Here is a 16,887-nt window from a genome sequence, read left to right on the forward strand (position 1 = left end):
ACCTCTTGTAAACAGTCCTAGCAGCGAGTATACTGATTTGTTTTATGTGCTAAATGTTATTAAATTAAAATTGACGGTAATAAAGTAATCTTAAAAATTTAATTGCGGGCTTAATGAAAGAGTGATAAAACATCGCAATGAATTATAATATTGTTTGGATAGAAAAATCCCACTTACAATTGTTTCCTTTATTGTGTATTTGATATAGAAAGTGATACCCTTTATTGGTGTATATAGAAAGGGGATATTAGTGAAAATTTTGAATTAATGGAGCATATATTCATGCTTAAACAAAAATAACTAGTTTTAAATAATGGTTAAAAACGTAAAAAAATAGCTCGTATGATGATGACAAATTGAATGCTTTTTGTTGAAATTAAAGAATGTATGAGTCGAGTGGAGGAATAACTAGATATTTTGGCGTGTATTAATTAATAAAATTATTGAATTAGAATAAATAAAGACAACAAGGAATGGAATACCATAATTGGTGAATTTTTTTAGTTATTTAATTTTATAATACCAATGATATTATAAATGAAGTATTATTATAATAGAAGAAAGGAGTGGGAAAATTGTTAAATTTTGATAAACTTTTAAATGATACTTTAAGTGCATCAATTACTAATCCTATTGATATTTTTGATTTATTACCTGAAAAAAATAAAAAATATGAAGGGCTTTTAAGGCATGCACAAGTTGAAGTATTGAAAAACTGGTATGAAAATCATTTTGAAAATAAAAATACAATTATTAAAATGAATACTGGTAGTGGAAAAACTGTAATAGGGTTGTTAATTCTTCAAGCGTTTTTAAATGATGGTAAAGGCCCTGCGGTTTATGTTGTACCAGACAATTATTTAATAGAACAAATTATCCGAGAAGCTAATGATTTAGGGATAAAGGTTACGAGAAATGTAAGAGATATAGATTTTGAAACGGGTGAAGCTATCCTTGTAACTAATATCCACACAGTATTAAATGGTCGTTCGACATTCGGTGTTAATACAATAGAGAAGAATATAGGATGCTTAATTGTGGATGATGCACATGCCTGTATGAAAATTGCCAAATCACAATTTGCTATAACAATTCCTAGAAATAATTCTTTGTATGCGCAATTGCTTGATGTATTTAAAGACAGCATTCGACACCAAAGTGAAAGTAAACTATTAGAATTAACAGATGGTGATAAGGGGGTTCAGCAATTAATACCATTTTGGGAATGGCAGAATAAAATTTCAGATGTTAGAAGTTTATTACATAAACAAAGGGATAATAATGATCAAAATAATAGTAGTTTATTTTACAATTGGTCGCTACTTAAGGATAATCTTGAATTAGCAGATTGTATATTTTCTTCTAATGAAATAGTAATTAACTTAGATTTTGTTCCTGTTGAGGTAATACCAAGTTTCAATGATTGTCCACACCGTATTTTTATGAGTGCAACTATTGATGATGATACTACTTTAGTATCACATTTTAATATACACAGTGATGAAATTAAAGAAAGTATTACTCCTGAAAAGGCAAACGATATTGGTGAAAGATTGATTGTAATACCACAAGAAATCAATCCAAATATTACAGACAATGAGCTAAAAGCTTACTTTCATCAATTAGCCCAAACAAAAAATGTAGTTATTTTAGTACCTTCTGAATACAGATCTAGATATTGGCAAGATGTTGCAAATATAATTGTAAAAAAACAACAAGAACTTATTGAAACAATAAATTTATTGAAAACATCACATTTAGGTTTAATCGTATTAATAAATAGATATGATGGTATAGATTTACCAAAAAGTGCATGTCAAGTATTAGTATTAGATGGCATGCCTGATGTTCGAAGTGAATTTGAAAAGTTTGAAGAAGCTACACTAAGGGACAGTAATGAAACTTTAGTAGATAAAATACAAAGAATTGAGCAGGGTATGGGACGAGGTGTTCGTTCAAAAGAAGATTATTGTGTAGTTTTTCTTATGGGGAATTCATTAGTTAAGACATTATATGCACCAAATGCCAAAAAAGCTTTTACAGAAGCCACACAAAAACAATTGGAGCTTTCTAGAAATATTAACAAGCAATTAGTTAATGGGAGTATAGTAGATATTAATAGTACTATTAATTATTGTTTGAATAGAGACCCTAGTTGGATTAAACTTCATAATGCAACGATTTTAAAAGTTAAGTATAATACTCAAGCTTCTTTTAATGAAAAGATATTAAGCCAGAAAAAAGCTTTTGATGCTGCTAAAAGTAGGGACTATGAAAAAGCTGTTAATACCTTACAACCTATGATTAATACTGAAGTAAAGAATAACTCCAAGGGTTATATAAAATATAAATATGCTAAATACATGAATTTCAATAACAACATAGCTGCACAAGAAAGTGTAAAATCTGCTAAAAGTCTAAATAGTCATATACCTTATCCTATTAATGGGATTACATATCAAAAATTACAATTTAAGAACATTCCGCAAGTAGATAAAATAATACGTTTTAATGTTTTAAAATATAAAGATACAAATGAGTATGTTTTAGGATTTAAAGCCATTATTGACAAACTTCACTTCAACGAATATTCTGCGAATAATTTTGAGCAGGCCATAAAAGAATTAGGGGATCATTTAGGATTTGTATCACAAAGGCCAGAAAATGAGTTCAACAAGGGACCAGATAATCTTTGGGCAACAGGTGAGAACACTGCATTGGTCATTGAATGTAAAAATGAAGCAACTGCAGAAGCTATTTCTAAAAAATATTGTAATCAACTAAATGGATCTGTTCATTGGTTCCAGAGTCAGTACCCATTAATTACAAATGTAAGACCTATTATGATTCATCCATATAATAAATTTGAGTTTGCAGCTACTCCTCATCCCCATACTAGAATTATAACTAATGAAAAATTAGAGGAATTGAGAAATAATTTAACAGCATTTGCAACTCAAGTAGCTTCATGTAAGTATGATTCTATAACTGTAGCAGGGTTATTGAAAACATTTAATTTAGAACCAAATTTATTTATAAATGAATATACCATGAACTATCAGTAATATTAATTAAACAGTGTAGAAACAAGAAAATCTAAATATATTGGTAACCAACTATTTTTTAAATGATAGATAGTTGGTTATTTTACTATTAAGAATATATTTAGTGGTTTTATAAAATTTTTTATATGTTTAATAGTGAGTTTGGAAATATTTCGTATTTATCCGATAGCTTTTTTAATTAATTTATTGAATAATAAATCTATTTCATAGAACATAAATGAGAGAATATTAATAATGTCTTTGATAAGATTTTTGATTTGGTTAATCTTTATGAATGTTTTCGCACTAACTAAATGGGAATAGTATTGAATGGGAAAAGATATGCATGGGTTATAGTATTTAAAAAGATAGAAGGTATAAAACTATATCAAATTATTGGAGTAAAATATATATAATAATAAAAAGAAAGAATTTAGGATATCTTTCTTTTTATTATTTCTTCTTTATGATATCTTTATGTGGTTATACCTTCAAAGTGTACATCATCACTTGTTATTTCAAGTTTATCATTGTTTTTTTCGGTTTTCTTTTGTGCCTCATTTTCTTTTTTTAATTCGTTGAATATCTTATAAAGGGCATTTTTAAAAGTAAAGAGTATAGTGTCTTGTGTTGTTTTATCAAAAACATGTTTGGTTTCTTGAATCTCACCATTTTCTTCTTTGAGAACACCGGATGCTAAAATTTTTGTTTCACATTTCTCAGGTCTACTTTTAAATTCTATTGCTAAATCTATATATTCTGGAGATGATGAGTTTTCAAATCGCATAGTAGCCATTGAAAAATAAAAACCATTTTTTATTGTGCTTTTTACAAAATTATTATCTATTAAATTTTGTCCACCTAGAATAGCTGAATTTATCCCTTTTAGATTATCAGAACTTACTATGGTATCGTTATTATATCTCTTAACTTTTAATTTAACTATTTTCTCTAATTTCCATGGATTATGGTTGTGTTGGAAAAAAATGTCAAACAACTTAATTCGATATTCTTCTTCTAATTCGTTTAAATTTATTTCTGAAAAGTCAAATTGAATATTAGGATTAGTTGTATGAATATAATTTAACACTTGTGATATTTTTTTATGATCACGTGTCGTTGAGATATCAAAATCAAGGTTACAGACAGGTGATTTATCATCAACTGTTACTGTTACTTTCCGTGCAGTACGATCTAATAAATCAATCATTCCAGGTTTATATTCTGTGTAATTTATTTCAAACATCCATGTACCGTCTTCTTTGTCGAGGACACTAATCTGTGTGTTTTCATCATCTATAAATGCTCCTTGAGCAGAAATTAATGCTTCTTTTAAATCTGAAACTTGTTTACTGGGAATATTTATTCTACTAGATTTTTTATAGTTATTTTCAGATTCTATTTTATTTTTGAATTTTAAAAATTGTTCTCGTGAAAAATAAAAATCAGCTCCAATTTTGGCAATATCTTTTTTGGTAAATGCATTAATAAGTATTCCATTTTCTTTAAATATATCTAAAGAATCCTTAGGATTTATAAATTTTTCAAGCACTCTTTTTACATGAAATCTATGTGGGTAGTCTTTGAGTTCCATGATTGTCTCCCTTATAAAGTATAATTTTCCGGTACATTAGAAAATGTTTTCATATAATCTATTTCAATAGTTAAATATGATGTTTGTTTTATTAATTCTTCTTGTTTAACTCGTAGGAATTCCTTAATTTCAATGCGATATTCAGTTTGTTCACCATAAAAATGAATTATTAGTTTGTCAGCATCCTCAAATTGGAATTTTTTTATACAGGTGTACATAAAGTTCAATTCTTCTATAGTGGGTGTAGCAAAGAAAAATACATGGTTAACCTCATGCAATTCTACACCCTTCCTAGAATGTTTAGTTCTTCTGCTTTTGGCAAAAATATAGCTTGAAAACATGTATGTGAGATTAATATGATCCCTTCTTAGAGAGGGGGTTTGTCCACCACTAAAATAATCACTTGGATAAAAGAAAGAAAAAGATTCTGTGTTAGGATCTTGTTTAAGTCCTTTTACTGTATCTATTAACGAACACATCCGGAGAATTTCTACATTAGAAGCCACAAAAATGGGAATTGGATTTTTTCGTTGCTGTAGTTTTAAATTCCTTAGGTAATCCTTAAACATTTGATTATTAAATAGTTCTGGTTCATTACACCAAATCATAAGCAGACCAGTTCTAATATTGTCAGAACCTAAAGATTTTAATTGTGTATTTGTGCTGGCACATTCTACTGTCATTAGTAATTGGTCTACAAATTTTTGTATATTGCTGGGGTTTATTCCATTCCATTTTCTATATTTAGATTCTACTACTACACCTAAATTTCTTTTTTTATGTGGATCAAAATAATCAAAAAGTAAGTCTATGCCATGGGGATTTTTCCTATTAGCAGTTCCGGTTTTATGAATTTTTTTATTAAAACAAGGAATATCAAAATTTGCATCTCCTTTTTGAATCCATCCTAATTCTTTTAAGATGTTAGATGTTTGAGTGGTCCATCGATCACCTTGGAATTGTTGTTCTTCTGACATTATTAGTTATGCCTCCTCAAATAAGAATAGAATTTTTTCTTTAATATTTTCTAAATGTATTTTTTGAATCGTATTGTAAGACAAAACGATTTTTCCTAAATTTAAATTTATATCTAAAGTGTAATTTTCTTTTTGCAAATAAACTAGTAATTTAATATTTGAAGGAGATGAAGGGATTTTTTTTAATATATTAAATGCATCTGAGTTATTATTAAATTCTAATGATAAGGCAGGAAGAGAAATTCCTAAAAAACCAACGTTTTTAAATTTCACTTTTTTTATATAATAGTCAGACTCATTAAATTTACTAGTCAAGTCACTTAAGTTAAGTGTGTATGTATAGGGATTAAACGGAGATTTTGTATCTAAAAATGCACCTAAAGAAGAACAGGCTGTTTTATCACCATATAAAACCATATATTCATGTTGAATAAAAATAATTACATCACATCTAAAGGTTTTGTTAGCAGCTTCCGATATAACGGTATCACTATTTCTATCGTATATACACTCTAGGGATTGTAAAATTTTATAATAACTAAAAGATATATAGTTATTATCAAACTCTAGGTTAAAAACACCTTCATTTTGATTAGTCAAGGCGTGTTGTTCTACTAAAAAACTATTTATAATGTCTGCATTTGCATTTTTTATTTTTTTGTAAACAACACAAATCATATGAAATGTCCCCTTTAATATTTTAGTTACTACCATAGTTTAACAAATTTGAAATTCTTTTTGAATAATTATTAGCAATTAATTTCCTTGTAGAATCAAGAAGTGAATGTTACTGTACTCAAAAATACATTCAATGGTTTGAAAATATTTATTAGAAAAGTATATGAAAAATAAAAATTAATATGTCGAATTTAACTATACATATGTATTAATAATGTTTAGTAATTTTTAGTCATATATTTATTATAATATATTTATATTAGGAATATAAGAGTTTGCTTGTATTATTTATTTTCTTTTTTGACTTCTTGTCTTTTTTTATTCAATAGCTAATTGTAGATTCTTACTTTTTTATTGAACTAATAAAATACAGAATTAACTTACTATTTATTTACAAAATATCTAAAGGTATTTACCGCTTTTTCTAAACGGGTAAAAATTATTTGTTAAAATAGCAAAAATATTGATTTGTGAAATAGAAGCCTCTTTTGACTGTTTTTTGTTAAGTAAATAAATTAAAGAGTGAGTTTGTGATTTACTTCCATATAAAATTATTCCGTCAGTTTACTTGAGGCGAATTATAAAGAGTTACTCAGTTTATAAATTCACTATAGCCGTGTGTCTATAGCTAAACATGAAAATAGATAACAAAGTTTGAAGGTCTATTATAGCAAGAGAATTTGGGCATAGGGACTTTTTTAAAATCGAAGCCTCCACTTAACGAAGTCGATAAATGAAATCCAGAATGAAGAGGGGGATTTTGATGTATTACATATAGTTATTTGTCTAATTTTATATTTAATGTGTTATAACTGATTTTTAAGCTGATATGGTTAAAGAAAATTAGAGAGTATTTGAAAAAATGAGGTATACAGAAAATAATAGAGCAATTAGTTAAGAAGGCTATTAAAGAGATTGAGGAGGTAACTAAGATGCACAGAGTTCTCTATAGAGTAGTTAGGAAATAAACTTGATTCTTATTATTCTAATTAAAAATATAGGTTGGAATAATAAGTAAATAGAGAAGGTGTTCTCCCTACCAAAATTCAATTGAGATGTCAGAGGGATTATACAGAATAGTGAAGTTGAGTAAGTATTCATAACTTCACTAAGAAAGGCATCATATGAATTTTTTTGAAACGAGAAGGGTTTTATTAAAAAGTAAATCATAGTAGTAAATAGAAATGAGATAGTGATGCAATTTTACAAAGTATATTATATTAAATATTATATATAGTGATAAATAATCTAACTTGCTTGTTAAGTTAAATAAGGAGAATACTTTTATGACATATTGTTTTGCATGGAAAAAAGATGAAAAAGTATTTTTGGTTGCAGATTCTGTAACATCTAGTTTAACGAATGAAGATTTTTTGGCAGGCACCTCTTCATTCGGAGAAATTGAAGGCTTGTATTCAAAGTATTGGACTCAAGAAACTTCACAGAAGATTATTAAAATAAATGAAACAACTGCGGTTGCGTATAGTTGTAATAATGAAAAAGTAGCTTTGGAAGCTATTGCAAATTTATCATATTTAGACTATGTAAGTTTAGAAGAGATTCTTCAAGGGATTTGTAATTCTTATAATGTTGGGTTTGAACTTATAGTAGTTTCAAAAGTAGAAAACCAAAATAAAATATATCATTTAAAAAATTCATCGTTTTCTGAGGTATTTGATTTTGTTGAGATTGGTTCGGGAAAATCAATCCCCTACTTATCTTCATCTATTAAAGAGCTTGTTAAGGTATGTAAAGAAGAGAGCGGAAATGATGCAGAAATACATTTAGCTGATATTATTAGTACAATTCAGTGCATGTCGTTAAAACAAAACTTTATTAAAAATGGTGTTGGTGGAGTTTATTTTGGCTTGTATCTAGATAAGGAAATAAGGTGGTGTAAAGATTTTATGTATCACTTCACGGATAGTGGAGTAAACAAGCAATTAGTTTCTCTTTTATGTAGAAATGATACTATATTTTATGCCTCAAGTTTTAATGAAACTAGCGGGTATTTCTTTGAGAAGTTTATTCAGGAAAAAATGAGGGAGAATAAGTATATATTAGAGGCAATGGTAAAAACTATAAATACAGTTATACCAAATTATTTAATATACTACGACTTTTCAAGTAATTCACGTGTTTTTGTGAGAATTGATGGTTACAGTGCAAGCAAAGAAGTTAAATTTTGGATTAGAAGGCGTTCTAATGAGGTTAATTATGCAATCTTATCAAGCCCAGTTATTGGTGAGAAATTAGAAGATAATTCTAGGACGGATGAGTTTATACCTTCTACATATATGCTTCAGTCTCCCCCAACTCCTTTTATATATAGGGAAGAATTTATTAGGAATATGGGTATAGGAGAACTTGTTCTTGATTTAGATTTAATATATGATTTAGATTTTAATTATATAAATTTTAAAAGAGAAGCCCCTATTAAATGTATAGTAGATGAATCGGTATCAAGCTATAGGAACATTATTGTTATAGATGCTCATTATTTAGATAATTTAATTGAAGAAAAAATAAGGTTTTATAGACAAACAAACATTGATTTAGACTTGAACCTAGACTTAGATTTAAAATTAGAACCAATTGTCGAACAATTCACAAGACAAATTACTTCAACTAATTTTGAAGAGTATTCAATATATATCTTGGTAAATAGAAAATTGAGTACGTATTTAAATCAATTGATACAAGAGAAATGGATAGGGAAATATAAAAATTTATTTATTGTAGAAGATTTTAAAGATAGTTACCTTACTACAAACATATTATCGATTATTAAAGACTACTATTCAAAGGAAGAATATTTTCATATAGATAAAGTAATTCTTTTCTGTGATCATACGGATGTAAATGGAATTTTACAAATGGTACCACATTCTAATTTTGAAGTGGAAAATATTGATATATTATTAATTAGAGAGATTAACCATTTGACCTCTATGGATGGACGGTTTAGATATGTGGTATCAGATCTATTGATTGGTTTAATGTTTGGGTTATCCAAGGAAGAAATTTCCTATTCGGAAAGTTTAATTGAAGAAGATCTTTTGAAGGAACTAGAATAGTATCTAATTAAAATGAAAAAAATTTGAGGGATGTTATTTTATAAATCTAATAAGATTTTATGTCAAAATTATAAATAGTAGGGATTTAAATTTTTAAGGGCAATGAGTTCATTGTCCTTTTCTAATTATACATGCAATCTAAATTGCATGTATAATTAGATTATGGTATTATTTTACTTTGAAATGAAATTTAAAAATAAAGGTTGATTTTAATTGAGAAACTTTTTAGTAAATCAAATTGAAAATCAAAGTGGGAAATTGTGGCGAGCTATCCTTGATTTAGATTTCCAGAAAGCTTACGAATGCCAAACAATAATTGATGAAATAGAGAAAATAATTGAAGTTTACGAGGAAGAGATAAATATAGAAGAAATTATTCAAAATTATTATTATTCCTCTAGACAGGTTGCTAAAAAAATTAAAAAGTCACATGCAACAGTTGTTCGAAGAGCACAAAATGGTAAACTGCAAGGCGTTAAAATTGGAAGAGATTACTTCTTTAAGAAAAGTCTTATTGATAATTTAAATATGTATTCTCAAAATGAAAAAGAGAGGTGAAGATTGTGGTTGCAATTTTTACAAAAATGGAAGAGAAAAACAACGCGAAGATTTGTTATAATTGGAGTGATATGCCAAAAAGATGGGGGCATAGTCTTCATCCTATGTGTTCATATTTGGCAATGTTTCCACCAGGAGTCCCTAGATATTTCATTGAACAATTTACAGAAACAGGGGATGTTGTACTAGATCCCTTTTCTGGGCGTGGTACAGCGCCGCTTGAAGCTTGTATTGCAGATAGAGTGGGAATTGGAGTGGACTTGAATCCACTAGCATATTTATTAACCAGTGCAAAATTATGTTCGCCATCTTTAGAAGAAGTACTTTTAAGAATAGAAGAGTTACGAAAAGGTTATGCAAGACCAAATTTGAGTAATGTTCCAAAAGAGATAGAAATGCTATATGATACTGAGGTCACTTTACCACAGTTAGTATATATAAGAAATAAATTCATAGGTTGGAAAAACAATATATCAGATGTAGATAGATTTATATTAGCTAGTTTAATGGGAATAATGCACGGTAAGTTTAATAAAAATGGAACTAGTTATTTATCAATTAGTATGCCAAATACTTTTTCTATGTCACCTAATTATGTTAAGAAATTTATTGAAACTAATGGTCTAACTAAACCAAGTGTAGATGTTTTTGATCAAATAATAGGTAAAGTAATAAAGCTTTATAAAAACAATAGACCTATTACCAAAGGTTATGCATATTTAGAAAATGCTAAAAACTTTTCTGAAATAAATAATGAACATATTATTAATAAAAATGTCAAAATGGTTTTTACTTCACCTCCATACTTAAAGGTAGTCAATTATGGTACATTTAATTGGATTCGTTTATGGCTATTAGGAGAAGATATTAAATTAATCGATAAAAATTTAAAACTTGATGATAATCATTCACTTGCTGGATATGTAGATTTTATGGAATCAATAATTAAGCAGTGTGAAAATGTTTTAACTGATTCAGGGGTAGCATGTTTTGTAATAGGGGATGTGGCTAAACCTGGAAAAGAACCATTGAAACTTGCAGAGTATGTGTGGGAGCAGATAAAAGAGAGGACTAGCTTAAAACTATTTGGAATTGTAGAAGATTATCTACCTTCTAAGGATAAAGTTACAAGGATTTGGGGGAAAACACAAGGGAATGCTACAAAAATAGATAGAATTCTTGTTTTGTATAAGGGAAATAAACCTAATTTAAAGTATAGTTTAAGATCAAAAGGTATTTTAAAACAATACACATATTGAAAAAAGGATGTTATAAAAAGTTTATCTTATAGGCTTTATATAACATCCTTTTTTTATTCTAAACTCAAAGCTTACTGAAAATGTGATATTATGGTAGTGATATTCCAATTATGAATGGGGATGAAATATGTATGAGTATGGAGTTATTTGATCAAATAACTAGTGTAGATCTATTCTCTTTAAGTTCTCAAGAGAATTATTATGTTGGAAGACCTTTCTATTTGAACTATGAAAAGTTGGGTATTTTAACATGTGATGCTTGGAAGCAAAATGTAAATGGCATACCACAAGGTGCATTTTTACTTGCATTTTATGAAAATGAAAGAAATGTTTCCGAGGCTTTATTATTAAGGGTATTAAATCCAATAAAACTACCGACTGATAATGATATTGTTAGTTCAATGGTAGAATATTACAAAGATGACATTGATACGTCTGGTTCAAACAACAAGTTGGATCAATTTACTAGATATGAATTTAGTTTTTCTGGATTAGAATGTAGAATACTTGGGACCTTTTATAAAGATGAAAAGGGACATACTTGTTTTGGAGCTGATGTTGAAAACTTTTTTGCTCCTAATAATTATAAAGTTTTTAAACCCACAACTGATATTCTAGAGGCACTAATTAATTTTAAATCAAACGGTTTTCTTAATCAAAGTGAAACAGATGTTAAATTTGGAAAAGTTAGATATAGTTCTAGTGCTCGATATCAACAATATGAAGAAAAGGTTCCTGTTTATGTTTCTTCTCAAGATTTTTTAGGGAAAAGAACAGCTTTATTTGGTATGACTCGCACAGGCAAGTCGAACACTGTTAAAAAAGTTATCGAAGCTACTATGGAGCTTAGTAAAAAAGCACCATATGATTTAAAAAAGCACGTTATAAATACGCCCTTTACTGATAATGGTTTACCAAATTATCCAGTGGGACAAATAATTTTTGATATAAACGGCGAATATGCTAATCCGAATATACAGGATGAAGGAACTGCTATATATAAGAAATTTCAAGATAATGTCGTTAGATATAGTGTTCTTGAGAAACCAGATTTTAAAGTACTTAAAGTAAACTTTCATCAAGATATTAAATCCGGTTTTGAATTAATCAAGTCAGGTCTAGTTGAAGAAACAGGAGATTATATAAAAAACTTTATATCGGTCGAATTACCAGATTTAAAGGAAATCGATTCAAATGATAAATCAAAAATTACAAAGGCAGGAAGAATTTTAGCTGCTTATCAATGTTGTTTGTATGCAGCTGGGTTTATTCCACCTAAGAGTAAGAAATTAGTAAAATTTGCAGGTAATAAAGTATTAAATGCGTTAGTAAAAGAAGATGGTACTTTAAATCCTTCTCAAGGAATAACATTTCCTGAAGCAATAGAGTGGTTTACAACCATTTGGAAAGAATATCAAAACAACGAATTTTTTTCAAAATATCAAAAAGAAAAGGGGCACGAATGGGCCGATAATGATTTAAAAGCAATGTTAACAATGTTAACAAGATGTAAGGAAGGACAAAAACAACCTATGGTAAGTGGGTTTATTAAATTAAGGATAATGAAAGATTTACATACATCTTTAGAAGATGAAGCTTTTGAAAAAAATATTTTACAGTCTTTAAGAGAAGGAAAAATAGTTATTGTAGATTTATCACAAGGTCATCCTAGTATTCAACGCCTATATTCAGAACGTCTTTGTCAAAAAGTGTTTCAAGATTCTATGAAAAATTTCATTGAAAATAAACCAAATAACTTTATTCAATTTTATTTTGAAGAGGCACATAATTTATTTCCTAAAAAAGAAGATAAAGATTTAAGTCAAATATATAATCGTATTGCTAAGGAGGGGGCAAAGTTATATCTTGGATTGACTTATGCAACCCAAGAAGTAAGCTCTATAAGTTCAAACATTTTAAAAAACACCCAAAATTGGTTTATTTCACATCTTAATAACCAAGATGAAATAAAAGAATTAAGAAAATACTATGATTTTGATGATTTTTCAGATGCATTAATAAGATTTAGTGCTTCTAATGATAAAGGTTTTGTCAGAATGAAATCGTATTCTAGCTCTTTTATTATTCCAGTTCAAATTGATAGATTTACAGCGGAAGGAAATTAATAAATTATGGGTTACTCAAGTAAATATGGAAAAAGACCAAATGAATATGCCAGTAAATCTGCTCATACAGCTTTGATTAATGATCAAGATATGAGAGAATTCCTTACAAATTGTAATTTTCCTAAGGAAGGTTTAGCGGTACACATAGATTCTAAGAACATCATTAATGTTCCAAATTTAGACAACCCGATGAAATATATTATTGCTATTGATGGAGGTTATGATACTGTATCAGCTAAAAAATCTTATCCATCAGCTACAGTTTCATTTTTTCAATTTGGAGCTTTAATGTTTAAAGTAGAAGATTTGGAGAATATTGAAAAAAAAGCCTTTATTCAGCCTTCTGATATGCAAAAATTAAAACAGATGGAGAGATTAAAGTTAGCTTTACCAACTAAATATTTAACAATTGGAAATGAAAAGAATCTTACAGATTCTATTAGAAAGACAATTTTTGATTTCTTTACATGCAAGCCAAAAAAAATTAATGAAAAATCAAGTAATTTTATGAATACTCTATGTTGGCTAGTTTTTTCAGAGTACTTACCAATTAATAATCCTAATCGGAATAAAGTGTATGTTCTATCGAATTGTCCTAATTGTGGGAAGAAAGACATAGTTTTGTCTAAAGAAGATATGAATAGCGATTATACCTTTAATAGTTGTAGCTGTAACGAAAAAATATATTTAACAGATGTCTTCCGTCTTCATGAAGCGATTGATGATGAATTAGGAGCTAGCGGTATATTAGGTTATGTGACATCATTATTAGAGCAATTTGTAATAATTGATTTAATTAGAACAATTTATCATAAAAATAAAATTTTACTCAAGGAAACATTATTCATAAAAGATGGACCTTTAGGCTTTTTTGGTCAAACAGCAAACATTTATAAGTTAGTTAGGAGCTTAATGAATTATTTGCAATCTGATGGGGTGACAATAAACTTAGTTGGAATAGAAAAAAGTGGCGTTTTTGTTGAACACGCATTTCAAATTGAGTCAAAATTAGATAAGGGTACAGCTGTAATGCTTGGAAATGAATATATATATGGTAATATATTGCCGGGTAAGGGAAATAATGATCCTTATGCTAATACTTCTTATTATAGTGGAAAATTGATTTATAAAACTGAATTAGGTCAAATGTTTGTAATAACCGTACCAACCACATCAGCAGATGTATATTTAAATCCTGATAAATCTTATTATATGAATATAGATTATGTATTGATGAATCTTCCAAAATTAAAATGTGATATGTATGATAATGCTTTATTCCCGATAGCACTTGCTAATAAATTAGTTTCTTTATCAAGTCATCCAAGCTCAGGAATATTAGAAGCTTTTATGAAAGATAGAATGGGGATTTCATAAGGGAAATTTAAATTATACGTTATTAAGAAATTGATAAGTAGATTAAAGTAATTATTAAAATATTGTAGCAATAATCCAGTTTTAATTAACAGATGAATCTATTTAAATAACCTAAGAAGGAAGTCCCCTTCCTTCTTAGGTTATTTCTTGTTTATAGGTTTTTTTGTGCGGTTATTTTATAGTTGTATAGATATGAAAAAAATTATTTTTAAAGGAAAAAATAAATAGCAATGGAAAAGTATTTTTGTTATAGAAATTTTTGAATTTGCTACAGTAGGTATCTATATAATAAGTCCAGAGAATTTAAATCTATGGAAGATTCTAAAGTTGAAATGATAATTTTCATTTTTATATTATATTTCTGTAGAAGTTTAGAGGATATTTAAACAAACGTATTATTTTCCATTTAGGTAATATCAAACTAATTAAGTTAAGTAAAACTATGTGAATTCATTATGTGACGAAGATTTTAAGAGGGGAAAAATTGAGAAGATAGTAAAAATCATTAAGAATTCTATTGAATAAGTGATAGATTTGGAATTAACTATTAAAAATATTGTATTGAAAACAAAGTTACTTATATTGGAAAAGGAAGGGTTAAATTTGTAGAAAGGACAGGAAGGACAACTGTTCTTAAAGGCTGCACAGGATGGCGATTGTTCTATTGTTGTTTATATGGATCTTGTAATTGGATATGACCACTGCTTACAAAAAGTATATATAAACCGAATCAAACGTTGATTGAACAAAGTTTTTAATATTATGCTTCCGGAGAGGCATGAACTTATGACCATTAGCCTATCAAGCTAAGAAATATATGTGATTTTTTTGAATGTCGAGTAAAAAGGTAATCGTATTAAGGGTTCGTGTATTTTTAATTTATACAAGTAATATATTAATTAAATTTATTGGCTAGACTCTTGACTGTTGTTTATGCATTTAAATTATTTATCCTTTAAAGAAATTTTTGGTATATTTACAGTTGTACAAAAATTGTAGTGAATGGTTCTTTATTATAATGAAGTAAATATTAAGCTAGCAGTATAAGTGATAAAAGCTCTTAAGACGTTAAATTATTTGAAAAAGAAAAAAATGTGGCCACTCCTGCGAGAGAATAATTATTATTTATTAATAGTCAATTAGCTACAAGAGTATATAAAAATCCGTAGGGAACTATAGAGTACTGTATATAAGTTAGAAGAAGTCATGTATAATGTTACTAGATGTTATGAGGGAGCTAAAGAATAGAAGATAGTGATATTTACAGTACAAAAATAGAAGTGTGAGTTTCGAAGATTAGAGGTGCATTTTTTAGGTTTTTTTGCTTTAAGTTGATTTAAAAAGTTTATGTAAGATTTATAATTGAGCTTGTATAAATATAAACTATTATTAGCTAAAAATATAGATGAAAGGGATGGAAGAATTGTCAATTGGATACAAAAATTCAAGAAGGTTTGAAGGAAGTATGGGTAAGTGGATGAGAAGTATTGATGAAAGAGAAGAAGAAGAAGAGCTTCAAAGACAAGAGTTTAAAAAAATCATGATGGAAATGGGATATCCACCACCTGATACCATGTTCCCAAATGAAATGAATATGGTTATTGAATATAGGACAGAAGGTAAGGAAACTATTCGTAAGAAATTTGATGAATATATAGACAATGTATATAGAAAACAAGATTTAGAACAAATAAGAGATAGGTGGATTTCAGCGGAATGGTGTAAGGGTCGATGGGGAATTTTAGGTGAAGCGATGGATGCATATTTTTTAGAGAAATATAGTTTAATAATCCCTGTACTTATAATTCAAGCTGAGGGAATTATTGCACAAGCAAAAGGGCATATAGGGCAAATGGGTGGAAAAAAATTAAAGGAGTATATTGAAGAAATTTTAGACGATAACTCTATTAAGTCTTTTGATGATGCTATAACTGAATTTTACAAGGAAACGGTATTGGTAAAATTTGCACATGGGGATCCGATCGATTCATTTTTAAGTAGGCATGCTATATTACATGGTGCTGATGTCAATTATCCTACTAAACCAAATGCTTTAAAAACAATATTATTATTTGATTATTTGTTTGATAAAATAGATAATCTATATTCCAAATAAAGGGAAAAAGAAATCTATTATTAATAATTTCTCTTCTCTTTTAAAAATAGAAAAAACTTTAGTAATTGAGAGTAGAAACCT

Annotated in this window: 10 protein-coding genes; 7 read left to right on the top strand and 3 right to left on the bottom strand. The window is 27.9% G+C overall.

The window, feature by feature from the left end; all coding sequences use genetic code 11:
* Positions 1-566 precede the first annotated feature (566 nt).
* The gene (locus ACTFO4_RS25355) at positions 567-3,065 is read left to right on the top strand and encodes a DEAD/DEAH box helicase family protein (protein ID WP_440018875.1); all 2,499 of its coding nucleotides are present in this window, start codon (positions 567-569) and stop codon (positions 3,063-3,065) included.
* Positions 3,066-3,519: 454 nt separating this feature from the next.
* Here the strand turns inward: ACTFO4_RS25355 and ACTFO4_RS25360 are convergent, their stop codons facing one another.
* The 3 genes from ACTFO4_RS25360 to ACTFO4_RS25370 are packed head-to-tail and all read right to left on the bottom strand — an operon-like array spanning position 3,520 to position 6,293.
* Positions 3,520-4,638: a hypothetical protein gene (locus ACTFO4_RS25360; protein WP_440014545.1), complete on the bottom strand. Its 1,119-nt coding sequence runs from the start codon at positions 4,636-4,638 to the stop codon at positions 3,520-3,522.
* 11 nt (positions 4,639-4,649) lie between these two features.
* Positions 4,650-5,615 (bottom strand): hypothetical protein, encoded by a 966-nt coding sequence (locus ACTFO4_RS25365; protein WP_440014544.1) that lies wholly within the window; start codon positions 5,613-5,615, stop codon positions 4,650-4,652.
* Between the two features lie 6 nt (positions 5,616-5,621).
* Entirely contained in the window at positions 5,622-6,293 is a 672-nt protein-coding gene (locus ACTFO4_RS25370) for a hypothetical protein (RefSeq protein ID WP_440014543.1), read from the bottom strand.
* 1,286 nt (positions 6,294-7,579) lie between these two features.
* On the opposite strand from ACTFO4_RS25370, the gene ACTFO4_RS25375 reads away from it, so the two are divergent.
* The 6 genes from ACTFO4_RS25375 to ACTFO4_RS25400 all read left to right on the top strand — a co-directional run bounded on the left by ACTFO4_RS25375 (position 7,580) and on the right by ACTFO4_RS25400 (position 16,806).
* Positions 7,580-9,370 carry a hypothetical protein gene (locus tag ACTFO4_RS25375; RefSeq protein ID WP_440014542.1) on the top strand — a complete coding sequence of 597 codons (1,791 nt, stop codon included), beginning with the start codon at positions 7,580-7,582 and terminating at the stop codon, positions 9,368-9,370.
* Positions 9,371-9,583: 213 nt separating this feature from the next.
* Complete coding sequence (locus ACTFO4_RS25380) at positions 9,584-9,928, top strand: helix-turn-helix domain-containing protein (RefSeq protein WP_267378871.1); 345 nt, start codon at positions 9,584-9,586, stop codon at positions 9,926-9,928.
* Positions 9,929-9,933: 5 nt separating this feature from the next.
* Positions 9,934-11,187, top strand: coding sequence for a DNA methyltransferase (locus ACTFO4_RS25385; protein WP_440014541.1), 1,254 nt, complete (start codon positions 9,934-9,936; stop codon positions 11,185-11,187).
* Positions 11,188-11,318: 131 nt separating this feature from the next.
* Positions 11,319-13,313: an ATP-binding protein gene (locus ACTFO4_RS25390; protein WP_267378865.1), complete on the top strand. Its 1,995-nt coding sequence runs from the start codon at positions 11,319-11,321 to the stop codon at positions 13,311-13,313.
* A 6-nt stretch (positions 13,314-13,319) separates the two neighbouring features.
* On the top strand, positions 13,320-14,690 hold the full coding sequence (locus tag ACTFO4_RS25395; protein ID WP_440014540.1) for a hypothetical protein: 1,371 nt from the start codon (positions 13,320-13,322) through the stop codon (positions 14,688-14,690).
* A 1,414-nt stretch (positions 14,691-16,104) separates the two neighbouring features.
* Entirely contained in the window at positions 16,105-16,806 is a 702-nt protein-coding gene (locus ACTFO4_RS25400) for a hypothetical protein (protein WP_440014539.1), read from the top strand.
* The last annotated feature ends 81 nt before the right edge of the window (positions 16,807-16,887 follow it).

Source organism: Bacillus cereus group sp. MYBKT14-1 (genome assembly GCF_051915185.1).
GTDB lineage: Bacteria > Bacillota > Bacilli > Bacillales > Bacillaceae_G > Bacillus_A > Bacillus_A cereus.

Excerpts from the sequence above, each read along its gene's own strand:
- ACTFO4_RS25390 (WP_267378865.1), top strand. The coding sequence starts at position 11,319 with ATGAGTATGGAGTTATTTGATCAAATAACTAGTGTAGATCTATTCTCT.
- ACTFO4_RS25375 (WP_440014542.1), top strand. The coding sequence starts at position 7,580 with ATGACATATTGTTTTGCATGGAAAAAAGATGAAAAAGTATTTTTGGTT.
- ACTFO4_RS25400 (WP_440014539.1), top strand. The coding sequence starts at position 16,105 with ATGGAAGAATTGTCAATTGGATACAAAAATTCAAGAAGGTTTGAAGGA.
- ACTFO4_RS25365 (WP_440014544.1), bottom strand. The coding sequence starts at position 5,615 with ATGTCAGAAGAACAACAATTCCAAGGTGATCGATGGACCACTCAAACA.
- ACTFO4_RS25370 (WP_440014543.1), bottom strand. The coding sequence starts at position 6,293 with ATGATTTGTGTTGTTTACAAAAAAATAAAAAATGCAAATGCAGACATT.
- ACTFO4_RS25360 (WP_440014545.1), bottom strand. The coding sequence starts at position 4,638 with ATGGAACTCAAAGACTACCCACATAGATTTCATGTAAAAAGAGTGCTT.
- ACTFO4_RS25395 (WP_440014540.1), top strand. The coding sequence starts at position 13,320 with ATGGGTTACTCAAGTAAATATGGAAAAAGACCAAATGAATATGCCAGT.